This is a genomic window from Brevibacterium pityocampae (genome assembly GCF_039541555.1).
Taxonomy (GTDB): domain Bacteria; phylum Actinomycetota; class Actinomycetes; order Actinomycetales; family Brevibacteriaceae; genus Brevibacterium; species Brevibacterium pityocampae.
The window spans coordinates 121,140-143,303 of record NZ_BAABGL010000003.1 but is presented as its reverse complement, the minus strand read 5'-3'; the positions used below and the strand labels follow the sequence as shown (position 1 = coordinate 143,303).

Annotated in this window: 18 protein-coding genes and 1 pseudogene; 12 read left to right on the top strand and 7 right to left on the bottom strand. The window is 72.6% G+C overall.

Translation table 11 applies throughout. The annotated features are described in order from the left end of the window. The first annotated feature begins 17 nt into the window (after positions 1–17). The 6 genes from hemL to ccsB all read left to right on the top strand — a co-directional run bounded on the left by hemL (position 18) and on the right by ccsB (position 6,211). Positions 18–1,364 carry a glutamate-1-semialdehyde 2,1-aminomutase gene (hemL, locus tag ABD883_RS03955; RefSeq protein ID WP_345030003.1) on the top strand — a complete coding sequence of 449 codons (1,347 nt, stop codon included), beginning with the start codon at positions 18–20 and terminating at the stop codon, positions 1,362–1,364. Further along, positions 1,361–2,020 carry a histidine phosphatase family protein gene (locus ABD883_RS03950; protein WP_247618277.1) on the top strand — a complete coding sequence of 220 codons (660 nt, stop codon included), beginning with the start codon at positions 1,361–1,363 and terminating at the stop codon, positions 2,018–2,020. Before hemL ends, ABD883_RS03950 begins: the two co-directional genes overlap by 4 nt. Further along, on the top strand, positions 2,017–2,601 hold the full coding sequence (locus tag ABD883_RS03945) for a TlpA family protein disulfide reductase (RefSeq protein ID WP_137318019.1): 585 nt from the start codon (positions 2,017–2,019) through the stop codon (positions 2,599–2,601). The genes ABD883_RS03950 and ABD883_RS03945 overlap by 4 nt, the downstream gene beginning before the upstream one ends. Positions 2,602–2,604: 3 nt before the next feature. After that, on the top strand, positions 2,605–3,381 hold the full coding sequence (locus ABD883_RS03940; protein WP_137318018.1) for a cytochrome c biogenesis CcdA family protein: 777 nt from the start codon (positions 2,605–2,607) through the stop codon (positions 3,379–3,381). 34 nt (positions 3,382–3,415) lie between these two features. Beyond that, complete coding sequence (resB, locus tag ABD883_RS03935; protein WP_247618278.1) at positions 3,416–4,990, top strand: cytochrome c biogenesis protein ResB; 1,575 nt, start codon at positions 3,416–3,418, stop codon at positions 4,988–4,990. 63 nt (positions 4,991–5,053) lie between these two features. Continuing rightward, positions 5,054–6,211, top strand: a complete 1,158-nt coding sequence (ccsB, locus tag ABD883_RS03930) for a c-type cytochrome biogenesis protein CcsB (protein ID WP_137318017.1) — start codon at positions 5,054–5,056, stop codon at positions 6,209–6,211. Between the two features lie 412 nt (positions 6,212–6,623). On the opposite strand, the gene ABD883_RS03925 is transcribed toward ccsB, so the two are convergent. Next, on the bottom strand, positions 6,624–7,085 hold the full coding sequence (locus ABD883_RS03925) for a PLD nuclease N-terminal domain-containing protein (RefSeq protein WP_345029994.1): 462 nt from the start codon (positions 7,083–7,085) through the stop codon (positions 6,624–6,626). Between the two features lie 51 nt (positions 7,086–7,136). Here ABD883_RS03925 and ABD883_RS03920 point away from each other — a divergent pair, with 51 nt between their 5' ends. After that, entirely contained in the window at positions 7,137–7,667 is a 531-nt protein-coding gene (locus ABD883_RS03920) for a DUF4229 domain-containing protein (protein WP_345029992.1), read from the top strand. On the opposite strand, the gene ABD883_RS03915 is transcribed toward ABD883_RS03920, so the two are convergent. The 3 genes from ABD883_RS03915 to ABD883_RS03905 form a co-directional block, all read right to left on the bottom strand. Beyond that, complete coding sequence (locus ABD883_RS03915) at positions 7,635–8,570, bottom strand: 1,4-dihydroxy-2-naphthoate polyprenyltransferase (protein ID WP_345029989.1); 936 nt, start codon at positions 8,568–8,570, stop codon at positions 7,635–7,637. The genes ABD883_RS03920 and ABD883_RS03915 overlap by 33 nt on opposite strands. A 232-nt stretch (positions 8,571–8,802) precedes the next feature. Beyond that, on the bottom strand, positions 8,803–10,131 hold the full coding sequence (locus ABD883_RS03910) for an AMP-binding protein (protein ID WP_345029987.1): 1,329 nt from the start codon (positions 10,129–10,131) through the stop codon (positions 8,803–8,805). Positions 10,132–10,313: 182 nt separating this feature from the next. After that, positions 10,314–11,243, bottom strand: a complete 930-nt coding sequence (locus ABD883_RS03905; protein WP_345029984.1) for a 1,4-dihydroxy-2-naphthoyl-CoA synthase — start codon at positions 11,241–11,243, stop codon at positions 10,314–10,316. Positions 11,244–11,313: 70 nt separating this feature from the next. Between ABD883_RS03905 and ABD883_RS03900 the strand changes: the two genes are divergently transcribed. Next, complete coding sequence (locus ABD883_RS03900; RefSeq protein ID WP_345029981.1) at positions 11,314–12,459, top strand: o-succinylbenzoate synthase; 1,146 nt, start codon at positions 11,314–11,316, stop codon at positions 12,457–12,459. Here ABD883_RS03900 and ABD883_RS03895 read toward each other — a convergent pair. After that, on the bottom strand, positions 12,368–14,017 hold the full coding sequence (locus ABD883_RS03895) for an alpha/beta hydrolase (protein ID WP_345029978.1): 1,650 nt from the start codon (positions 14,015–14,017) through the stop codon (positions 12,368–12,370). The genes ABD883_RS03900 and ABD883_RS03895 overlap by 92 nt on opposite strands. Positions 14,018–14,290: 273 nt before the next feature. Between ABD883_RS03895 and ABD883_RS03890 the strand changes: the two genes are divergently transcribed. After that, positions 14,291–16,009: a thiamine pyrophosphate-binding protein gene (locus ABD883_RS03890; RefSeq protein ID WP_345029975.1), complete on the top strand. Its 1,719-nt coding sequence runs from the start codon at positions 14,291–14,293 to the stop codon at positions 16,007–16,009. Positions 16,010–16,019: 10 nt separating this feature from the next. Here the strand turns inward: ABD883_RS03890 and ABD883_RS03885 are convergent, their stop codons facing one another. After that, a complete protein-coding gene (locus tag ABD883_RS03885) occupies positions 16,020–17,477 on the bottom strand; it encodes an isochorismate synthase (RefSeq protein ID WP_345029972.1) in 1,458 nt (485 codons plus the stop codon). An 81-nt stretch (positions 17,478–17,558) separates the two neighbouring features. On the opposite strand from ABD883_RS03885, the pseudogene ABD883_RS03880 reads away from it, so the two are divergent. The 3 genes and pseudogenes from ABD883_RS03880 to ABD883_RS03870 form a co-directional block, all read left to right on the top strand. After that, positions 17,559–18,251 (top strand): annotated as a pseudogene (locus ABD883_RS03880) (demethylmenaquinone methyltransferase); the annotation flags it as partial. A gap of 224 nt (positions 18,252–18,475) precedes the next feature. Next, a complete protein-coding gene (locus tag ABD883_RS03875) occupies positions 18,476–19,783 on the top strand; it encodes a geranylgeranyl reductase family protein (protein WP_137318010.1) in 1,308 nt (435 codons plus the stop codon). Positions 19,784–19,857: 74 nt separating this feature from the next. Continuing rightward, positions 19,858–20,919 (top strand): polyprenyl synthetase family protein, encoded by a 1,062-nt coding sequence (locus ABD883_RS03870; RefSeq protein WP_345029968.1) that lies wholly within the window; start codon positions 19,858–19,860, stop codon positions 20,917–20,919. 228 nt (positions 20,920–21,147) lie between these two features. Here the strand turns inward: ABD883_RS03870 and rarD are convergent, their stop codons facing one another. Further along, complete coding sequence (gene rarD / locus ABD883_RS03865; RefSeq protein WP_254668840.1) at positions 21,148–22,071, bottom strand: EamA family transporter RarD; 924 nt, start codon at positions 22,069–22,071, stop codon at positions 21,148–21,150. Positions 22,072–22,164: the final 93 nt, after the last annotated feature.

Genomic DNA, 22,164 nt, shown 5'->3' with positions numbered 1-22,164 from the left:
CGATCCCGAGGAGCGACATGACCCCGCAGCCCACCGACCGGTCCCGGAGCCTGTTCGAGCGGGCCTCCGCCGTCATCCCCGGAGGCGTGAACTCCCCGGTGCGGGCGTTCGGCGCCGTGGGCGGCACCCCGCGCTTCATCGACCGCGCCGAGGGCGCGCTGCTCACCGACGTCGACGGCAACGAGTACGTCGATCTCATCGGCTCCTGGGGTCCGATGATCCTCGGCCACGCCCACCCGCAGGTGCTCGACGCCGTCCAGCAGGCCGCGGCCAGGGGGTTCTCCTTCGGCACCCCGAGCGAGAACGAGGTGCTGCTGGCCGAGGCGATCACCGCCCGGATCGACCCGGTCGACGAGGTGCGCCTCGTGTCCTCGGGCACCGAGGCGACGATGTCGGCGATCCGGCTGGCCCGCGGCTACACCGGCCGGCCCGTCGTCGTGAAGTTCGCCGGCTGCTACCACGGGCACGTCGACGCGCTGCTCGCCGAGGCCGGCTCCGGGCTCGCGACCTTCTCCCTGCCCGACACCCCGGGCGTGACCGGGGCGAGCGCGGCGGACACCATCGTCCTGCCCTACAACGATCAGGACGCGCTGCGCGCGGCCTTCGCCGAGCACGGCGACCGGATCGCCTGCGTCATCACCGAGGCCTGCCCGGGCAACATGGGCATCGTGCCGCCGCGCGACGGCTTCACCCAGCTCATGCAAGAACTCACCCACCAGCACGGGGCACTGCTGATCTCCGACGAGGTCATGACCGGCTTCCGGGTGTCGGCCACCGGCTGGTACGGCTGGGAGCACGAGCGCGCCGGCTACCCCGACGGACCCCCGGACCTCTTCACCTTCGGCAAGGTCATGGGCGGCGGCTTCCCGGCCGCGGCCTTCGGCGGCCGCCGCGAGGTCATGTCCCACCTCGCCCCGGCCGGACCCGTCTACCAGGCCGGCACGCTGTCGGGGAACCCCGTCGCCACCGCCGCCGGGCTCGCCACGCTGCGCCTGACCGAGGAGCTCGACGTGTACCCGACGCTCGAGGCCGCCGCGGACGCCCTGCGCCCGGAGATCTCCGCCGCGCTGACCGCCGCCGGGGTGCCCCACGTCATCCAGAGCGCGAACTCGATGTTCTCGGTGTTCTTCACCGACCGCGAGGTCGTCGACTACGCCGACTCCCGCAGCCAGGACAGCGCGGCCTACGCCGCGTTCTTCACCTCGATGCTCGAGCAGGGCATCCACCTGCCGCCGAGCGCCTTCGAGGTGTGGTTCCTCTCCCTCGCCCACACCGGGGACGTCCTCGACCGGATCGTGTCCGCCCTCCCGGCGGCCGCCCGCGCCGCGGCCGGCGCCCAGACCGGTGGGACGGGGTCGGCATGAGCCGCGTGACGATCCACCTCACCCGGCACGGCGAGGTCCACAACCCCGAGGGCATCCTCTACGGGCGGATCCCCGGCTACGGCCTGTCCGAGCGGGGCCGCGCGATGGCCGAGCGCCTCGGCGGGTTCTACGCGGAGGCCGGCCGGGACGTGCGGCTCCTCGTGAGCTCCCCGCTCCAGCGCGCCCAGGAGACCATCGCCCCGATCGCGTCCGCGCTCGCGCTCGAGCCGCGCATCGATGAGCGGGTGATCGAGGCGGGCAACGCGTTCGAGGGCATGCTCGTCGACCGCAGCAGCCTGTCCCGCCCGGAGAACCTCGCGAAGGTCTACAACCCGTTCCGCCCGTCCTGGGGCGAGGCCTACACCGACCAGGTCAAGCGCATGCGCGCTGCGATGGCGAGCCTGCGGGTGCGCCTCGAGGCCCGCGCCCGGGCCGACGGCGGGGAGCCCGAGGGCGTCATCGTGTCCCACCAGCTGCCGATCTGGGTCACCCGCCGCGCAGCCGAGGGCCGGCCGCTGTGGCACGACCCCCGGGACCGGGAGTGCGCGCTCGCCTCTGTCACCTCATTCACATTCGAGTCTGGCACACTGGTGGCCGTGGAATACCAGGACGTGTGCGTAGACCTCCAGCCGAACCGGGCGGTGCCCGGGGCATGACGAGCCGACGCCAGCTGCTGTCCCTCGCCGCCACCGCCGCCGTCGGCGTGCTCGCCGTCGGCTGCTCCGCGGAGTCCGATGCGCTCGCCGAGCAGGCCGGCTCCGACCAGGGCTACGTGTCCGGCACCGGCGTCATCACCCAGGTGCCGGCCGAGGAGCGCGGCGAGCCCCTCGAGCTCGAGTTCGAGCTGCTCGACGGGACCACCGCCTCGCTCGCGGAGTGGCGGCCGAAGGCCGTCGTCATCAACCTCTGGTACGCCGCCTGCCCGCCGTGCCGCAAGGAGGCCCCGGACCTCGCGAACGCCGCGCAGGCCTTCTCCGAGGAGACGATGTTCCTCGGCGTCAACGTCCGCGACCAGGCCGCCGCCGCGCAGGCGTTCGTCGACTCCTTCTCCGTGCCGTACCCGAACATGCTCGACACCGACGGCACCATGGTCGCCGCGCTGTCGACGATCCTGCCGCCGCAGGCCACCCCCTCGACGGTGATCCTCGACGCGCAGGGCCGCGCCGCCGCCCGCGTCGTCGGCGCCGTCGAGGAGTCGACGCTGCGCGGTCTCATCGAAGACGTGCTGGCGGAATGATCCGTGCCTGACGTCCTCGCCGGAATCGGATCGACCTTCGCCCAGACCGCGCTCGACGGCCCGCTGCTCGCCGCGATCGCGGTCGCCGCGCTCGCCGGGGCCGTGTCCTTCGCCTCGCCGTGCGTGCTCCCGCTCGTGCCCGGCTACGTCGGCTACGTCACCGGGCTGTCCGGCGATGCGCTGAGCGACCGGCGGACCGGCCGGGTGGTGCTCGGGATCAGCCTGTTCGTCCTCGGCTTCGCCGTCGTGTTCGTCGCGCTCGGCACCCTGTTCTCCGGCCTCGGGATGATCCTCGCGCCGTGGATCGACCTCGTCACCCGGATCATGGGTGTCGTCGTCATCATCGCCGGCATCGTGTTCCTCGGCGGCCTGCGGATCTTCCAGCGCGAGGCCCGCATCCACGCCCGGCCGCGCGCCGGCCTGTGGGGCGCCCCCGTGCTCGGGGCGACCTTCGCGCTCGGCTGGGCGCCGTGCATCGGCCCCACGCTCGCCGCCGTGCTCGCGCTGTCGACCGGTTTCGGGGCCGAGGGCGGCCTGTGGCGCGGCGCGCTCCTGACCTTCGTCTACTGCCTGGGTCTCGGCATCCCCTTCATCCTGCTCGCCGTCGCCCTCCACAAGGGGATGGGCCGGGTCGCCTGGCTGCGTCGGCACCAGCGGACCATCGTGCAGGTCGGCGGCGCCATGCTCATCCTGCTCGGCATCCTCCTCGTCACCGGCCTGTGGACGCGCTGGATCTACAGCCTGCAGGGACTCATCTCCGGGTTCGAGATGGTGATCTGAGACCGCCATGAAGCGAGAGGAGACGAACGCGCCCGTGACGCGCACGAACGAGACGGCCGACCGGCAGGGATCCGGGTCCGCTGCGAAGAAGTCCGGCGCCAAGGCCGCGCCGGCGGACATCGGCACGATCGGGATGCTGCGCTGGGCCTGGCGCCAGCTCACCACCATGCGGGTGGCGCTCATCCTCCTCCTCATCCTCGCGCTCGCCGCGATTCCCGGATCCCTGTTCCCGCAGCGCATCCAGGATCCGGGCCGAGTGACGCGCTTCATCGAGGAGAACGGCCGCTGGGGGGAGATCCTCGACAGCCTCCAGGTCTTCGACGTCTATTCCTCGTTCTGGTTCTCCGCCGTCTACATCCTGCTCATGATCTCGCTCGTGGGCTGCATCCTGCCGCGCACCGCGCAGCACTGGAGGGCGATGCGCGCCCGGCCGCCCAAGGCCCCGCGCCGGCTGACCCGGATGCCGGGCTACGCGACCTTCCCACTCGGCGACGACGACCCCGCGGACCTCCTCGACCTCGCCGAGGAGCGGCTGCGCAAGCACGGCTACCGGACCGCCCGCAACGCCGACCACATCGCCGCCGAGCGCGGCTATCTCAAGGAGACCGGCAACCTCGTCTTCCACGCCGCGGTGCTCGGCACCGTCATCACCATGGCGGTCGGCGCGCTGCTCGGCTACTCCGGCCAGCGGGTGCTCGTCGAGGGCGACACCTTCACGAACTCGCTCGTGTCCTACGACTCGTTCGAGCGCGGCACGTACTTCGACGCCGACCGGCTCGACGACTACCGGCTGCGGCTCAACTCCTTCACCTCGACCTTCGACGACGAGGCGATCGGCAACCAGTTCGGCCAGCCGCGCAGCTTCGAGGCGGACATCACCGCGTTCCACGACGGCGCGGAGACCCAGCACCGGGTGCGGGTCAACGAGCCGATCCGGATCGACGGCAGCCGCATCTACCTCACCGGCAACGGCTATGCCCCCGTCCTGACCACCCGCGACGCCGACGGCGACGTGACCTTCTCCGGGCCCGTCGTGTTCCTCCCGCAGGACGGCGTGTACACCTCGCGCGGGGTGCTCAAAGTGCCCGATGCTTCCCCGGAGCAGCTGGGCTTCGTCGGCATCCTGCTCCCCACCGCCGCGCTCAACGACGACGGGGAGCTCGTGTCCGAGTTCGCGGAGCTGCGGAACCCGTACCTGGTGATGAGCGCCTACGCCGGCGACCTCGGGCTCGACGACGGGGTGCCGCAGTCGGTGTACGAGCTCGAGGCGGAGAACATGGCCGAGGTGATCGACCCCGCGGGCGTCCCGGTCACCCTCCAGCTCGCCCCGGGGGAGACCACCGATCTCCCCGGCGGCCACGGGAGCGTGACCTTCGAGGGCGTGCAGACCTTCATCGCCCTCGACATCCGCCACGACCCCACGCAGGGGCTCCTGCTCCTCTTCTCCACCCTGCTGCTCGCCGGCCTCGGGCTCTCGCTCTTCATCCCCCGCCGCCGCGTGTGGGTGCGGGTGAACGGGGCCGAGGTCGAGGTCGCCGCGCTCGCCCGCGGCGAGGACCCCAGGGTGGAGCAGACCGTGGAGGACCTCGCAGTAGAATTGAACGACTGACCGCCGGAACCGCCGGGCGCTCCGTCAGCGGAGCGCCGCCAACCTCGTAGGGGATACGCACCCATGGATGTCGATTACGAACTCGCCAGCTGGTCGAACCTGCTGACCTATTCGGCGATGGCGGTGTACGCGATCGCGTTCATCGTCTACGCCTTCGACCTGTTCGGCGGGCAGCGGCTCCGCTCCACCGAGGCGGCCTCCGGCGACCGGAAGGCGACGGCGAGCGCGCGCGGGGCCGGGGCGGCAGATCGATCGGGTGCGCGGGCGGATGCCCGGACGAGCGCACGCAGCGGGGTGCGGCGCACCTCGCGCGGGGCATCCGTCGCCGTCCTCGACGAGGCCGACACGACGACCGCGGAGGCCCCGGCCTCCGGCGGCCCGGCGGGCGGCGCCGGTTCCGGTGGCCGCGGCGGCGTGAAGGGGCGCGCGAGCGGCGGCGATGCGGCGGAGGCGCTCGACCTCGGCCCGCGCTCGCGGAAGCTCGCGCGCATCGCGACCTCGCTCACCGTGCTCGCACTCGTGCTCCACGTGGGTGCGGTGCTCACGCGCGCGCTGTCGGTCATGCGGGTGCCGTGGGGCAACATGATGGAGTACGCGATGACCGCCGCGGCCATCGCCGGCATCGTCTACCTCGTGGCGCTGCGGTTCCGCGACATGCGCTACCTGGGCACCTTCGTCACCGGCGCGATCCTCGTCACCCTGGGTGTGTGCATCACCGTGTTCTACACCCCGGCCGCCCAGCTCGTGCCGGCGCTGCAGAACTACTGGATCTACATCCACGTGCCGATCGCGATCCTCTCCACCGCGCTGCTGTCGGTCTCTGCGGCACTGGCGCTGTTCCAGATCTGCAAGGCCTGGTCGGAGTCGCGCGGCTCGTCGCGCCGTCTGGCGTTCATGGACCGGGTGCCGAGCAGCGGCGACATCGAGCAGGTGTCCTACCGGATCGCCGCGGTCGGCTTCATCACCTGGACCTTCACCCTCATCGCCGGTGCGATCTGGGCCGAGCTCGCCTGGGGCCGGCCGTGGGGCTGGGACTCCAAGGAGATCTGGACCTTCGTCGTCTGGGTCATCTACGCCGCCTACCTCCACGCCCGGGCGACCCGCGGTTGGGGTCCGACGAAGGTCGCCGTCCTCAACCTCATCGGCATGGCCTCGCTCGTGTTCAACTTCGCGATCGTCAACGTCTACTTCGACGGCCTCCACTCCTACTCCGGCATCTGACCCAGCACTCAGTTCACGAAGCTTGAGCACTCAATTCACGAAGGTTCCTGAGAGCGAAACCGCAAGATTCTGCGATCTCACGGCGGGTGAGGAGGGCGGACCCTCCGGCGGAGTTCGGCCCCACCGCAGCGGAGTCCGAACCCTCTAGCGGAGTCCGGCCCCACCGCAACGAACTGCGCGGTATCCGAAACCAGGCGCGCAATTGCGCGCGTGAATCCGGATACTCCGCGGTTGGACGAAGCCCTGCCAGTGCGTGGTCGGGATCGGGGCGAAGTCGCGGGTCGATAGGGCGCCGCAGGCACGGTGACTGTTCCCGCAACGAACTGCGCGGTATCCGAAACCAGGCGCGCAATTGCGCGCATGATTCGGGATACCGCGCAGTCGGGTGAAGTGCTGCTTGCTGCTCCGGAGCTCAGCTGCCGGGCTTGGGATCCTGACCGTCGCCGGGCGCGGGACCGGTGGCACCGCTGCTCGGGCCGTTGTCCGGGTCGGCGTCCGTACTCTGCTCCTCGGTCCGCTTCTCGCTCCGGCCCGCGGCCGAGGTGCCGTGCTTCTCCGCACGGGCGCGCTCCTCGGCCTCGGCGCGGTGCCGGCGGCGGCGCTTCTCCGCCTCGACGTCGTCGGCGATCCGGCGCAGGAACTCGGGATCGTCGTCGGGGGCGACCGGGCCGGACTCCGCGCGCGGCTTGAACGAGGACCGTCCGAACACGTACCAGAGGACGACGCCGAACACCGGCACGAGCAGGATGACGAGCGCCCAGGCCCACTTGGGCATGATCCGGATGTGCTCGCGGTCGCGCAGCAGACAGTCGAACACCCCGTAGAGGGTGATGGCGGTCAACAGGACGATCGCTCCGACGAGGATTCTGGGCATGCCATCCAGCGTAATCGACCGACCTGGGAAGCCACTAAACTCGGAGGCATCATGCAGAACATCGTCGTGTACTCCCTCCTCCGCCTCGTCCTCCTCGCCGCCACCGTGGGCATCGTGTGGTGGATCGCCGGGATCTCGCTGCTGAGCACGCTCGCGGCGATCATCATCGCCACCCTGCTGAGCATCCTGCTGCTCGGCGGTGCACGGCGGAAGGCCACGTCGACGATGGAGAGCTGGGACGGCGAGCGGAAGCAGCGCCGGGCCGCCCGCCGCGGCGCCGCCGCCCCGGATTCCGACGAATCCGTCGAGGACGCCGCGCTCGAGGACATCTCCGGTCACGAGGGCACACCGAGCGAGGCCGCCGAGGCGCGCGCCGTGCAGGATGCGCAGGTCGAGGAGGGTGGATCGGCCCGCCCCGCTGCCGAGGGTCACGTCGCAGATCATCCCGCGGCCGACCGTCCGGAGACGAACCCTGCTGCTGCCGGCCGCCCGGTCACCGATCTGCCTGTCTCCGGCCAGCCCGGCACCGATCGCCCGGCAACCGACCCGTCAGAGAGCGAGACCGAGCGCGAGGAGCGCTGAGTACGTCAGGGCCGTGAGCCCGGTGTTCTTGATCGGCGGGATGAGCGCGGTGCCCTGGGATCCGCTGAGCACCGTCTGCAGCGGGCCGATCGCGAGCACGAGCGAGAGCGCGGCGAGGACCGCCGCCGGGTGGCCGGACAGGATCGGCACGAGGAGCAGCAGGTACGGGACAGCGACGAGCAGGGTGTAGGCCGCCCGCGCCCGCTCATCGCCGAGCAGCACCGCGAGCGTCGTCTTGCTGGCCTCGGAGTCGGTGGGGATGTCGCGGAGGTTGTTCACCATGAGCACGGCGCACGAGAACAGGCCGATCGCCACCGCTCCCGCCCATGCTGCCGGGGGCAGCTGCTGGATCATGACGTAGGTGGTGCCGAGCGTGGCGACGAGCCCGAAGAAGATGAAGACGAACACCTCTCCGAGCGCGTAGTAGCCATAGGGGTGGCTGCCGCCGGTGTAGAACCACGCGGCGAGCACCGCGAGGATCCCCACCGGGACGAACCACCAGGACTGCGACACGAGGACGAGCACGATGCCGGCGAGCGCGGCGACTCCGAAGGAGATGAACGCCGCCCGCTTGACGGCTCCGGGCGGGGCCGCGCCCGAGGCGGTGAGCCGCTGCGGGCCCACCCGGACGTCGTCGGTGCCGCGGATCCCGTCGGAGTAGTCGTTGGCGAAGTTCGAGCCGATCTGCAGGCCGAGGGAGACGATGACGGCGAGCAGCGCCCGGAACAGCAGGGTGCCGATCCCGAGCTCGGGCCGGTCGGCCGGATCCACGGAGCCGATGATGAGCGAGGAGAACCCGCCGATCGCCCCGAATGCGGCGCCGGTGCCGATGAGCACCGGTGCGATCGCGAGCGGCAGGGTGCGCAGCCGCGCGCCTTCCGCCCACTGGGCGATGGTGGCCATCGCACCTCTTTCCTCACAGCTGACGAAAACCGACGTCCTCATGGTACCGACGTGCAGGTGAGGGACCTCGGGCGGGTGGGTTTCAGGTTGATAACCATTGACCCGCGCATGTGCTCCCCGGCCGATCGCCGTCGACCTGCCGGTTCCGATCGACGACACGCCGGGCGCGCGTGCAGGAGCGGCAGGTCGACGGTCGGGAGGTGACCGCTGGTGCCGGTCGACCGTGGATCGCTCAGGTGGGGCCGAGGAGCTCGCCGGCGAGGCGACGGGCCGCGGCACGATCCGGCTTGCCGATCGAACGCACCGGCAGACTGTCGACCGCGTACACGTGGCGCGGCAGTGCATGACGGGGGAGGGTGCCCGCCGCGAGGTCGCGCACCTGCTCGGTGAGCTGTTCCGCCGCCGAGGCGCCCACCCCGGACACGGCTCCCGTGCCGGGCCCCGGCGTGGCCTCGGGAGCCGTCCCGGCGTCCACCCCGGTCCCAGCACCTCCCGTTCTGCGGTCACCGCTCCTGGCACCGGCGGCCGGGCTCAGCAGCGCGACGAGTGCTTCGCCCCACTCCGGGTCCGGGACGGAGGTGACGAGCACCTCCGCGATGCCGTGCGGCTCGAGCAGGGCGAGCAGGGTGTTCTCCACCGCGTGCGGGGAGACGTTCTCCCCGCCGGTGATGATGACGTCGTCGGCGCGGCCGAGGATCTCGAGGACGCCCGCGTCGAGTCGGCCGAGGTCGCTCGTGAGGAAGGACCGGGCGCCGGTCGCGGTGTGCCCGAACCCGGTGCCCGAATCCGGCAGAGCGATGAGCCGCAGCCCGTGGTCGGAGTCCTCGACCCGCAGGTATCCGTCGGCGACGACGGGGCCGGCGAGCGCGACCCGCCCGTCCTCGATCGTCACGGCGACCTCGTCGAAGGGGTGCCCGTCGTACACGCAGCCACCGCAGGTCTCGCTCATCCCGTAGGTCCGCACGATCCGCAGCCCGGCGGCCTGCGCGGCGGTGAGCAGCGCCGGCGAGATCGCCGAGCCGCCGAGCAGGATCGCGTCGAAGGCGCGGGCGGCGTCCTGCGCGCGCGGGTCGGCCATGATCCGCGCGAGCTGGGTGGGGACGAGCGAGGTGTAGAGCGGGGTGCGCGCCGCGGGGCTCCTGCGCCCGCCGGATTCCTCGCTTCCCGCAGCCTCTTCGGCCCGCACCGTCATCCGGCCGACATCGGCGGCGAACGCCTCGGCGGTGAACCGCCTCTGCGCCACCACCGGCTCGGTGCCGGCGAGGATCGAGCGCAGGAGCACCTGCACCCCGGCGATGTGGTTGTCCGGCAGCGTGAGGTACCAGCGACCGGGCCCGGCGAGGAACCGCTCGGTCGCCCGGGCCGAGGCGGTGAGGGCCGCCGCGGAGAGCGCCACGGCCTTGGGAGTGCCTGTGGAGCCGGAGGTGAAGAGCACGAGCGCGGGGTGCTCGCGCCCGGTGCCGGCGGGATCGTAGCTCGCCGGGTCGACGACGCGGAGCTCTCCGCCGCGGTCACGGGGGAGGACGACGGCGACCTCGCCGGCGAGGGCACGCCGGAGCACGGCCAGGGTGGCCTGCGGCGAGGGTGCGTTCCGCTCACCAGATGCGTCCGCCGCCGGCCCCGTGCTGGCCGGCCCCGTGCTGGCCGGCCCCGCGTCCGCTGCCGGCCCCGCGCTCGATGTTCCCGTGCTCCGAGCCTCGGCTGCGTCCGGGGCCCCGGCTCCGCTCAACCCGCCCACCGGGCTCAGTAGTACCAGGGGTAGGGCGACCAGTCGGGGTCGCGCTTCTCGAGGAAGGCGTCGCGGCCCTCGACCGCCTCGTCGGTCATGTAGCCCAGGCGGGTCGCCTCGCCGGCGAACACCTGCTGGCCGACGAGCCCGTCGTCGACGAGGTTGAACGCGAACTTGAGCATGCGCTGCGCATTGGGCGACTTGCCGAGGATCTCGCGCGCCATGGTCAGGGCCGCGGTCTCGAGCTCGGCGTGGTCGACGACCTCGTTGACCGCCCCCATGTCCGCCATGTCCTGAGCGGAGTAGGTGCGGCCGAGGAAGAAGATCTCTCGCGCCTTCTTCTGCCCCACCATCTTCGCGAGATAGGCGGAGCCGTAGCCGGCGTCGTAGGATCCGACGTCCGCATCGGTCTGCTTGAAGCGCGCGTGCTCGCGGGAGGCGATCGTCATGTCGCACACGACGTGGAGGCTGTGTCCGCCGCCGGCCGCCCAGCCGGGCACCACCGCGATGACGACCTTGGGCATCATCCGGATGAGCCGCTGCACCTCGAGGATGTGGAGGCGGCCGGCGCGCGCCGGGTCGACGGTCTCCGCGGTGTCACCGCTCGCGTACTGGTACCCGGAGCGGCCGCGGATCCGCTGGTCCCCGCCGGAGCAGAACGCCCAGCCGCCGTCCTTGGGGCTGGGCCCGTTGCCGGTGAGGAGCACGCAGCCGACGTCCGGGGTCTGGCGCGCGTGGTCGAGCGCGCGGTAGAGCTCGTCGACGGTGTGCGGTCGGAAGGCGTTGCGCACCTCGGGCCGGTCGAAGGCGATCCGGACGCATCCCAGATCGCTGCCGTCGGGGTCGAGGGCACGGTGGTAGGTGATGTCCGTGAAGTCGAATCCGGGCACCTCCCGCCAGGCGCTCGGGTCGAAGATCTCGGACACGGTGCTGGTCTCGGTCATGGGCCCCAGCATATCGGCGGCTCGCCGGGCCGTGAGACAGTGTCCCACCGGTGCGCCCTAGCATGGGGGCATGACCACACGCGACGGCAGCGCTGGACACCCCGGTCGAAGTGTGGGGGATTCGGCGATCGGTGGTGGTGCTGTTGCCACCACTCGAAGCCGAAAGTCCCACACTCCGGGGGCGAACATCGCCTTCGCCGCGCTGCCCGCGGACCCGCGCGAGGTGTTCTCCCGGATCGCCGTCCTGTCCCTGCCGATGGTCACCCGCTTCCGCGGCATCACCACCCGTGAGGCGATGCTCGTCGAGGGCCCGGCCGGCTGGGCGGAGTTCTCCCCGTTCGTGGAGTACGCGGTGCCCGAGGCGTCCCGCTGGCTCGCCGCCGCCCTCGAGCACGCCTGCACCGAGCCGCCGCCCCCGCAGGTCGACGCGGTGCCCGTCAACGGCACGATCCCCGCCTGCCCACCGGGATCCGTCGCCGAGGTCGCCGCCCGCTACTCCGGTGTCTGCACCTTCAAGATCAAGGTCGCCGAGCACGGCCTCGACTCGCTGGCCGAGGACTGTGCCCGCATCGAGGCGCTGCGCACCGCGGCTCCCGGAGCGCAGGTGCGCCTCGACGCCAACGGCCGCTACACCGTGGCCGAGGCGCGCACCGCGCTGCGGACGTTCTCCCGGTTCGAGCTCGACTACATCGAGCAGCCGGTGATGGACGTCGAGGACCTGGCCCGGGTCCGCGCGGACGTGGACCGCGCGGGCCTGGGGATCCGGATCGCTGCGGACGAATCGATCCGCAAGGCCTCGGATCCGCTGCGGGTCGCAGCGCTCGGCGCCGCCGACGTCATCATCGTCAAGGTCCAGCCGCTCGGCGGCGTGCGCGCCGCGCTCAACGTCATCGGGGCTTCGGGGCTGCCGGCGGTGGTGTCGTCGGCGCTCGACACCTCGGTGGGGCTGAGCGCCGGAGTCGCGCTCGCCGCGAGCCTGCCCGCGAGCGCCCGGCCGGGAGAGGGCATCCCCGCGTGCGGGCTGGGAACGAGCGCCCTGTTCCGCTCCGACGTCGCGGACCCGCCGCTGCGCGCCGCGGGCGGGGTGCTGCCGGTCGGCCGGGTGACGCCCGCGGAGGAGCGGCTCAGCGCGCTCGCCGCGGCTCCGGACCGGGTGCGCTGGTGGACGGATCGGCTGCAGCGCTGCTGGGACCATCTGCGGACCTCTCCGCACTGACCGGACCCGGGAACGCCTCCGCGCCGGAGCGCGAGCCCGTGCCCATGCCGGAGCCCGTACCGGCTGCCGCATCGGCGCCCGTCGCGTCCTCGGGCGAGTCCAGCGGGGTGATGCTCACCGTGGTGAGTGCGTCCTGGCCCCAGGTGCGGAAGTGGCGGGTGCGCTTGCCGGGGACGATCGGGTCGTGGAGCGCGCCGGCCATCCGGCCGGTGAGCTCGAGGCGCCCGTCCGCGTCGGCGGCGAGATCGTAGACGTTCTCCGCCAGCGGCGAGGAGATCGCGATCCGGTAGCGCTGCCCGGGGTGGTAGAGCGCCGGCGTGCGCACGCGGAAGGTGCCCGCGCCGTTGAGCGTGAAGGACGCCGGGGTGACCTCGGCGAAGGTGACGAGCTGGGCGCGCCGCCGCGAGATCGCCACATCCCAGCCGTGCACGGCGAACACCGGCTCCCCGGTGACGTAGGTGAAGGCCGCGCCGTCGTGCACGCCCCGCGCGCCCGCAGCCACCGGCTGCTCGTCGCGCAGCCCCGGCAGCCCGCCGCCCGCCGCCGAGGTGCCCCGCCGGCTGGGATCGTCGAGCGCGGCGAGCCATTCGGCGAGCTCCCGCTGCCAGGCGAACCAGTTGTGGAGGCCGGTGGCGCGCGGCGACCAGGTGTGGTCGATCCCGAGCGCGGTGAGGCGCTCGTGGAACTTCAGCCCGTGCTGGTTGACCGTGGCCTCGAGGACGTCGACGTGATCCTCGTCCTCGTCGTCCGCATGCGGAGTGCCGGAGCCGGCGGTGAACCACAGGTCGGTGCCGGCGAGGTTGGGCGCCAGGCTCATCGGCGAGTTCGCCTGCCATTCGGCGAGATCCCGCTTGGGGTCGCCGAACAGCGACTTCGCGGCCCCGCCTTCGCGCAGCGCGATGATGTCGAACAGCGGCACCGCGGAGAGCGGGTCGAGCGGGGAGGAGAACGCGGCGGCCGCGCAGTAGCGGTCGGGGTGCTGGGCGGCGTACTTCATCGCCCCGTACCCGCCCATCGACAGGCCGGCGAGCAGCGCCCCGGAGCGCTCCGAGTTCACCGAGTAGCGGTCGGCGATGAAGGCGGGCAGCTCCGCGGTGTGGAAGGTCGGCCAGTCGAGGGTGGTCTCCGTGCGCTCGCCGCCGCCGATCGTGTGGCGGGAGTACGAGGCGGCGCCGGCATCGGGCATGACGACGAGGTACGGGCTGTCCGCCGTGAGCTGCTCGGCGGCGCCGAGGTCGGTCCACGACCGGAAGTCGTCCCCGCCGCCGTGGAACAGGTAGATGACGTCGGCGACCTCGCTCGGCCGGCCGGGCAGGAGCACGCGCACGCCCACGGTGCGCCCGAGCGCCGGAGAGTAGACGAAGAACTCGCGCAGCCGGGCCGACAGCTTGCGCTTCTCCCGCACATGGAAGGTCGCCGCCGCCTCGCCCGTGGGCTCGGGTCCGAGGAAGCTCAGGGTCTGGTTGCGGCCGGGGAATTCCCCGGCGCGGGTGCGGGCAGCGGTGAGTACCCGCACGAAGCGGGCGCCGACGGAGAGCATGAGGGAGCGGGAGTTCATGGAGGATCCTCGAGGTGGAACGTGGGGTTCTGAGTTCTGGGTTCTGGGTTCTGCCGGTCGGAGGGTGCGGGGCGGCGCACGGCCGGCAGGTGCGCGGCCGACCAAGCGCGCGGTCCGCAGCGCTTCGCGCGGGAGATCGGGGGAATCGGAGGGCGGAGATGGACGCGGGGTTGCGAATATACCTCCCGAAGGTGAACGGACCACCCGGAGAATCCGGAGAGCACGCTCGGAATCCGCCGCATGATCGCTGCGCCCCATGATTGAATCGAGGCGATGAACACCTCCACCGCGACCGCCCGCGCCCTCGTCTCAGCCCTGCTCGCCGCCGGGGTGCGCGACGTCGTCGTCTCCCCGGGTTCGCGGTCCGCCCCGCTCACCTACGCCGTCGCCGAGGCGGCCGCCGCCGGGCTCCTCGACGTCCGGGTGCGCATCGATGAGCGCGAGGCCGGCTTCCTCGCCCTCGGCATCGCCAAGGGCCGGCGGGCCGCCGGGACCGACCGGCCGGTCGCCGTGGTGACGACCTCCGGCAGCGCCGTCGCCAACCTCCACCCCGCCGTGCTCGAGGCGTCCTACGGCTGCCTCCCGCTGCTCGCCCTCACCGCCGACCGGCCTGCCCGCCTCCGCGCGACCGGCGCCAACCAGACGATCGACGACCAGTCGCTCGTACTCAGCGACGTGCGCGAGCGCTTCGACCTCACCGCCGGCCCGGATGCCGCGGCGCTCGCCGCGGACGTCGCGGCCACCGCAGTGCGGCTGAGCATGGGCGAGGGATTCGCCGGGGGCCGCCCGCCCGGCCCCGTCCAGCTCAACGTCCAGTTCGACGTGCCGCTGGTCCCGGACGCCGCGGATCCGGACGCCTGGTGGGGATCGAAGGCGCGCCTCGAGCGCGAGCCGGTGCCGCTCGACTCCGCCTTCGTCCGCACGGTCCTGCCCGCGCTCGCCGGTGAGGTCGCGGCGCTCGGCGGGGATGCCTTCGGGCTGTCGGCGGAGCGCCTCGGCGGGCTCCTCGCGGAGTTCCGGGTGCCGGTGCTCGCCGAACCGTCCTCCCCGCTCCTGCGCTCGCCGCACCTCGTCACGGATCACACGCGCGTCCTCGATGCCCGCGGCGACCTCGTCGAGCGCATCACCGATCTCATCGTGCTCGGCAAGCCGACGCTGTCCCGCCAGGACCAGCGGCTCCTCGCCCGCCCCGGGCTGCGGGTGCACCGCGTGCAGCCCGACCTCGACCAGGTGGCCGCAGAGGAATGGCAGGCCGCACTCGCCCAGGCCCTGCCCGAGGTGCCCACCGGCCGCGACGCCTGGACCGCCGCCTGGCTCGACGCGGCACGCACGGTCCAGCCCGATGAGCACTCCGCCCCGCCGGCGGCTCGGGGCGGCACACCGCACGCAGACCTCGACGACGGCCCCGCCCACCTGGACGATCCCGCCCACCTGGACGACCCTGCCCACCTCGACGGCTCGGCCCCGCTCACCGGCGAGGCCGCCGCCGCGGCGGTCGCAGGTGCCCCGGGCACGGTGTACATCGGGAGCTCGAACGCGGTGCGCTACCTCGACCGGGTGCTGGCCCCCGGAGCGCCGGTGGAGGTGTTCGCCTCCCGTGGGCTCGCGGGGATCGACGGGCTCGTCTCCACCGCGATCGGCTTCGCCGCCGGCAGCGGACGCCCGGTGCGGCTGCTGCTCGGCGACGTGTCGCTCCTCCACGGCATCGGCGGTCTGCTCCGCGAGTCCGAGGAGCCGCTGCCGCCGGTGCAGATCTTCGTCCTCAACGATGACGGGGGCGCGATCTTCGCCGGCCTCGAGCACGGCCGGCCGCACCTCGCGGTGCACTTCCCGCGCTTCTTCGCCACCGCGCACGGCCGGACCTTCGCCGAGCTCGCCCGCGGCTACGGGTGGCCCTACGCGGTGTGCCGGACGACAGCGGAGGTCGGTGCGGCTGTGGCGGCCGGCGAGCCGGGGGTCTACGAGATCCCGATCGTCCCGGTGCTGGGCTGAGCCGGCGCCCTCAGCGCTCGACCCCGAGCGCGCGCTTCATCGGGGCGAGCTTCGCCTCGGTCTCGGCGAGCTCGGAGGCCGGGTCGGAATCGGGCATGATCCCGGCGCCGGCGAACAGCCTGATCCGGTTCGGCGCCTCGAGCTGACCGCAGCGCAGAGCGATCCCGAACTGGCCGTTGCCGCGCTCGTCGATCCAGCCCACGGGCCCGGCGAAGCGGCCCCGGTCCGCGTCCTCGAGCTCTTCGATGACCTCGATCGCCCGGTCCTTGGGGAAGCCGCCGACCGCCGCGGTCGGGTGGACCGCCCGGGCGACCTCGAGCGCGGTCGGGCAGCCGTGATCGCCCCGGCGCAGCGTGCCGTGGGCGTCGGAGGCGAGGTGGATGACGGTGGCGAGCTGGAGCAGATGGGGCTCGGCGTCGACGTGGAGGTCCTCGCTCACCGTCGACAGGCTCGCGGCGAGCGAATCGATCGCGAAGGCGTGCTCGCTCGAGTCCTTCGCGGAGCCCAGCTGGGCGCGGGCGGCGGCGATCTCCTCAGCCGGATCGCCCTGCACCTGATAGGTGCCGGCGAGCACCCGGGAGGTCACCTGCCCGTCGGTGACGCCGATGAGGAGCTCCGGCGTGGCGCCCACGAGCCCGGCGACGTCGAACGTCCAGCAGGTCGGGTAGGCGGAGTTGAGGCGGCCGAGCACGGCGCGCACATCGATCTCCTCGTCGGTCTCGACGACCTCGTCGCGCGCGAGCACGACCTTGCCGAGCGGCTCCCCGGCCGCGGGCCCGGCTCCGGCGGACGTGCCGCCCCCGGTCGAGGCGCCCGCCCCGGCCGGTGTGCCCGGTGCGCCGGCCGCTCCCGCCTCGGCTCCGGCTCCCGTGCCCGCCTCGGCGCGGAGGCGCTCGACGGCCCGGGCGACGATCTCGACGTAGTCCTCCGGGGTGACATGGCCCGGCCGGGTCCGCGGAGCGCGCGGGGGAGCGAGCGGCGTGTGGGAGAGCGCGAGGCCGCCGGCGTCCTCGGGATCCCCGGGCGTGGTCACGGCGGTCAGCCACACCCGGCCGTCGCGGCGGCCCATGACGAAGCGCGGGATGTCGATGACCGAGGCGGTCGCCGAGTGTGCGGAGAAGGCGAGCGCGGCGAACCCGATGAGCCCGGAGCCCGGCAGCCCGACCTCGTTGTCGACCTCGGCCGCGGCGGCGATCTCCTGCCAGGCCGCGGACAGCGCATCGAAGCGGTCCGGCCCGGCGGCGCGCATGCGCAGCGCCCGGCCGATCCCCACGAGACCCGCGGTGCCGCGCACCCAGCAGCTGAAGCCCGATGGCGGGAGCTGGGCGAGGAACTCCTGGGGGCTCGCCGGCAGGCCCTGCACGAACGGTCGGGGAGCCTGCGGGCTCACGCCGTCGATGAACCACGAGCGCACCGCGAACCCGGGTGCCGGGGCCGGCATGCCGGCGGTGACGTCGAAGGTCTTCATCGCCCTCGATCCTAACCGGGACGCCGATCGGCCGGGACGCCGATTGGCGCGCGGGTGCGCTCCCTTGAGACCATGGGACGCATGACTCGCGCGCGGCTCGACAAGCAGAAGACCGATATGGCGTCGATGTTCGACGGCGTCGCTCGGCGCTACGACATCACCAACGATGCGATGACCTTCGGTCTCGCCCGACTGTGGCGACGGGAGATCACGAAGTCCGTGGACCCGCGGCCCGGCGACCGGATCCTCGACCTCGCCGCCGGCACCGGGGTGTCCTCCGTGCCGCTCCGGCGCGCCGGCGCCCAGGTGGTCGCCGGGGACATCTCCGAGGGGATGCTCGACGTCGGCCGGCAGAAGCACCCGGGGATCGAGTTCGTCTACGCCGACGCCACCGACCTGCCGTTCGACGACGGTTCCTTCGACGCCGTGACGATCACCTACGGCCTGCGCAACGTGCAGCACCCGGAGCTCGCCCTCCACGAGATGCTCCGCGTCCTCAAGCCCGGCGGCCGCCTCGTCATCGCCGAGTTCTCCACCCTCGAGTCCGCGCCGCTGCACACCGTGTACTCGGAATACATCATGGCCGCGCTGCCGGCGATCGCCCGCGCCGTGAGCTCGAACCCCGACGCCTACGTCTACCTCGCCGAGAGCATCCGCGAGTGGCCCGACCAGGTGACGCTGGCCCATCTCATCCGCGACGCCGGATTCGACCAGGTGAAGTACCGCAACCTCACCGGCGGGATCGTCGCCGTCCACCACGCGCTCAAGCCGCAGACCGGGGCCGAGGCGCCCGCCGCACCGTCCGCTGCCCGCGGCGACTCCGACGGATCCCGCACCGACGCCGGCGCACCATCCGCCTCCCGCACCGACGCCGGCGATACCGGCACCCGCGGCGGTTCCGACGACGCCCCTGCCCGCGACAGCGCCTCCGACGGCGACCACGACGTCGAGGTCCGGCTCGCAGTCGAGGCCGCGGACGCCCGCCCGGAGCCGGGTGCATGACCACCACCATCGACGCCGACGTCATCGTCGTCGGCGCCGGACCGGCTGGCTCGACGGCCGCGGCGCACCTCGCCCGCGCCGGGCTCGAGGTCGTCGTCCTCGAGAAGTCGTCCTTCCCGCGCGACAAGGTGTGCGGCGACGCCCTGACCCCGCGCGCCGTCCAGGAGCTCGATCACCTGGGATTCGCGACCCCGGAGGCGTCCGGCTGGCACCGCAACCGGGGGCTGCGGCTCATCGGCGGCGGCCACCGGCTCGAGATCGACTGGCCCGAGGTCCAGGGAGTCCCGTCCTACGGGCTCACCCGCGCCCGCTCGCGCCTCGACGAGGAGCTCGCCCGCCACGCCCAGGCCTGCGGCGCGCGTCTGTTCGAGCAGGTCCACGCCTCGGAGCCGGTGTTCGGCGCCGACGGCTGGGTGCGCGGGATCAAGGCGACCGGGACTGACCACCGCGGTCGCAAGGTCGGGCCCGAGGCGCTGTTCCGGGCGCCCACCGTGATCGCCGCCGACGGGGTGTCCGCGCGGATGGCGATCGCGCTCGGCATCGAGAAGCGCGACGACCGGCCGATCGGCGTGGCCGTGCGCACCTACCACTCCTCCCCGCGGCACTCCGAGGCCTACCTCGAGAGCTGGCTCGAGCTGCGCGCCCGCACCGACGCCGGTGCGCTCGGCGAGCCGATGCCCGGCTACGGCTGGCTGTTCCCCATGGGCGACGGCACCGTCAACGTGGGCCTCGGCATCCTCGACACCTCGCCCCAGTTCGGGAAGGTCGACTACCGGGCGGTGCTCCGCGACTGGATCGCCGCGATGGGCGAGGAGTGGTCGATCGGGGAGGAGACGCGGCTCGAGCCCGTGCGCAGCGCCGCCCTGCCGATGGCCTTCAACCGCACCCCGCACCTCAAGCAGGGCGTGCTGCTCGTCGGGGACGCCGCCGGGATGGTCAACCCGTTCAACGGGGAGGGCATCGACTACGCGATGCTCAGCTCCCGGCTCGCCGCCGAGGTCGTCGCCACCTACGCCCGGTACCCGGAGCGGATCCGGCGGGAGAAGCTCGCGGAGTACCCGGCGCTCGTGCGCGGACACCTCGGGAGCTATTTCACGCTCGGCCGGGTGTTCGCCGCGCTCATCGGCAGGCCCGAGATCATGGCGCTGGGGATCAAGTACGGTATGAGTGTCGACACCCTGATGCGTTTCGTCGTCAAGCTCTTGGCCAATCTGTATCAGGACTCGGCGGTGCGCGAGCGCGATCTGTACGATCGCCTCATCACCGCTCTGACGACCGTGGTCCCCGCGACCAGCAATGACTGAGCAGCGAAGCGATGACTGAGCGCCGCGCCCCACAGCGCGCGGCGCCCGAGCCCCTGAGGACGATTGAAGAGGACATGACGAACGCCGCCGAGACCTCGCCCACCCCGGTGGAGCACGGCACGCGCGAGGCGCGGCCGCTGACCCCGGCGGCGTTCGTGCAGGCCGACTCCGCGCTCGCGGAGCGGCTGGCGGACCGACTGGTGCGGATCGAATCGCTCCTCGACGCGGTCGTCGAGCAGGCGAGCGCGCTGCCCGACGAGGCCTGCCACCACCTGCTGCGCGCCGGCGGCAAGCGGGTGCGCCCGCTGCTCGTGCTGCTCGCCGCGGAGTTCGGGGAGTCCGACCGGGTCGACATCGACCGGGCCGCGGCCGCCGTCGAGCTCATCCACCTCGCCACCCTCTACCACGACGACGTCATGGACGATGCGCCGATGCGCCGCGGAGCGCCCGCCGCCCACACGGTGTGGGGCAACAGCGTCGCGATCCTCACCGGCGACCTGCTGTTCGCCCGCGCCTCCCTGCTGACCTCGCAGATGGGGACGGCCGCGGTGCGGCTGCAGGCGGAGACCTTCGAGCGCCTCGTGCTCGGCCAGCTCCACGAGTTCACCGGGCCCGCCGACGGCATCGACCCGATCGACCACTACCTCGAGGTGCTCGGCGACAAGACCGGGTCCCTCATCGCGGCCGCCGGCGAGTTCGGGCTGCGCTACTCCGACGCCCCGGGCGAGCTCATCGCCCCGCTGCGGGAGTACGGGGAGAAGGTCGGGGTGGCGTTCCAGCTCGCCGACGACCTCATCGACCTCGTGTCCGACGGTGCGAAGTCCGGCAAGACTCCGGGCACCGACCTGCGCGAGGGCGTGGCGACCCTGCCCGTCCTCTACGTCCGGCAGGACGCCCGGGCCGGTGACGCCTTCGCCCGTGAGGTCGTCGCGCTGCTCGAGGAGGACCTGGGCTCGGACGCCGCGCTCGAGCGCGCCCGGCAGGCCCTCGTCGCGCACCCCGCCACTGCCCGGGCCCGGCGCGCCGCCGAGGCGTGGGCCGAGGACGCGGTGGCCGCGCTCGCCCCGGTGCCCGACGGCGAGGTCAAGGACGGGCTCGTCGAGTTCGCCCGCTCCGCCGTCACCCGCGTCGCCTGATCCCGCAGGGGTGCACCCGGCCCTGCGCTTCACTCGGCTCTGCTTTCCCAGGTCGATCCAGTGCGGTTACCCTCGGGTATCCGCACTGAGGTGACCGCGGAACGCCCGCGACCACACTGGAGTGTCCCCGGAACGCCCGAGGCCCCTGTCGTCGCGCCTGTCCGCCGACCCGGCGCCTGATCCCGGCCTGCGCTTCAGCCGGCTCCGCGCCTCGGCTGGCCCCGCGCTTCAGCGGCGGGGGCGGCGGCGGGAGGCGCGGACCATGTCCACGGTGAGGATCGCGACCGCGGACCAGATGATGAAGAAGCCGATCCAGCGGGCGGTCGACATCTCCTCCCCGAGCACGGTGACGCCGAGGATGAACTGCATCGTCGGGGTGATGTACTGCATCATCCCCACCCAGGACAGCGGCACCCGGCGGGTCGCCGCCCCGAACAGGATGAGCGGGATCGCGGTCACCGGCCCGAGCGAGAGCATGATGAGCGTGTGGCCCACCCCCTCGGTGCCGAAGTGCGAGTTCCCGCTGAGCACGAACCAGGCGATGGCGGCGAGCGCGAACGGGGTGAGCACGGTGGACTCGACGGTGAGCCCCTCGAGCGCGCCGACCCGCCCGCCGACCTTGTTCTTGATGAGTCCGTAGAGGCCGAAGGAGAACGACACAAGCAGCGCCAGCCACGGCACCTGGCCGTAGCCCACCGCGATGACGACGACGGCGATCGTGCCCACGGCCATCGCGACCCACTGGAGAGGTCGGAGCTTCTCGCCGAGGAACACCACACCGAGGAACACGGTGACGAGCGGATTGAAGAAGTAGCCGAGCGAGATCTCGATGACGCGTTCGAGCTGCACGCCGAGCAGGAACCCGAACCAGTTGATCGCGACGACGAAGCTCGCCAGCGCCAGCGTCCAGAACACACCGCGGTTCCGGAACGCCGTGAGGACCCGGCCGTAGCCGCGGGCGGCGGTGAGGAGGAGGACGCAGGTGACGAGCGACCACACGATCCGGTGGGCGAGGATCTCGACCGGGCCGGCCGGCTGGGCGGCGGCGAAGATCAGCGGCATCCCGCCCCAGAACAGGTACCCCGAGAGTCCGAGGATGAGGCCCGCTCTGCGCCGTGCGGACTCGTCGTCCGGGATCTCTGGGTCATTCACATCGGCAGTCTAGTGACTATCTGCACAGTGTGCTGTGACTTCGGTGATTTCGGACACTTCGGTTCGCCCCGATTCCGCGCCCTCACTAGACTG

Bases quoted from the DNA above. Each gene is read 5' to 3' on its own strand.
- hemL (WP_345030003.1), top strand. From the start codon at position 18: ATGACCCCGCAGCCCACCGACCGGTCCCGGAGCCTGTTCGAGCGGGCC.
- ABD883_RS03950 (WP_247618277.1), top strand. From the start codon at position 1,361: ATGAGCCGCGTGACGATCCACCTCACCCGGCACGGCGAGGTCCACAAC.
- ABD883_RS03945 (WP_137318019.1), top strand. From the start codon at position 2,017: ATGACGAGCCGACGCCAGCTGCTGTCCCTCGCCGCCACCGCCGCCGTC.
- ccsB (WP_137318017.1), top strand. From the start codon at position 5,054: ATGGATGTCGATTACGAACTCGCCAGCTGGTCGAACCTGCTGACCTAT.
- ABD883_RS03925 (WP_345029994.1), bottom strand. From the start codon at position 7,085: ATGCCCAGAATCCTCGTCGGAGCGATCGTCCTGTTGACCGCCATCACC.
- ABD883_RS03920 (WP_345029992.1), top strand. From the start codon at position 7,137: ATGCAGAACATCGTCGTGTACTCCCTCCTCCGCCTCGTCCTCCTCGCC.
- ABD883_RS03915 (WP_345029989.1), bottom strand. From the start codon at position 8,570: ATGGCCACCATCGCCCAGTGGGCGGAAGGCGCGCGGCTGCGCACCCTG.
- ABD883_RS03905 (WP_345029984.1), bottom strand. From the start codon at position 11,243: ATGACCGAGACCAGCACCGTGTCCGAGATCTTCGACCCGAGCGCCTGG.
- ABD883_RS03900 (WP_345029981.1), top strand. From the start codon at position 11,314: ATGACCACACGCGACGGCAGCGCTGGACACCCCGGTCGAAGTGTGGGG.
- ABD883_RS03895 (WP_345029978.1), bottom strand. From the start codon at position 14,017: ATGAACTCCCGCTCCCTCATGCTCTCCGTCGGCGCCCGCTTCGTGCGG.
- ABD883_RS03890 (WP_345029975.1), top strand. From the start codon at position 14,291: ATGAACACCTCCACCGCGACCGCCCGCGCCCTCGTCTCAGCCCTGCTC.
- ABD883_RS03885 (WP_345029972.1), bottom strand. From the start codon at position 17,477: ATGAAGACCTTCGACGTCACCGCCGGCATGCCGGCCCCGGCACCCGGG.
- ABD883_RS03875 (WP_137318010.1), top strand. From the start codon at position 18,476: ATGACCACCACCATCGACGCCGACGTCATCGTCGTCGGCGCCGGACCG.
- ABD883_RS03870 (WP_345029968.1), top strand. From the start codon at position 19,858: ATGACGAACGCCGCCGAGACCTCGCCCACCCCGGTGGAGCACGGCACG.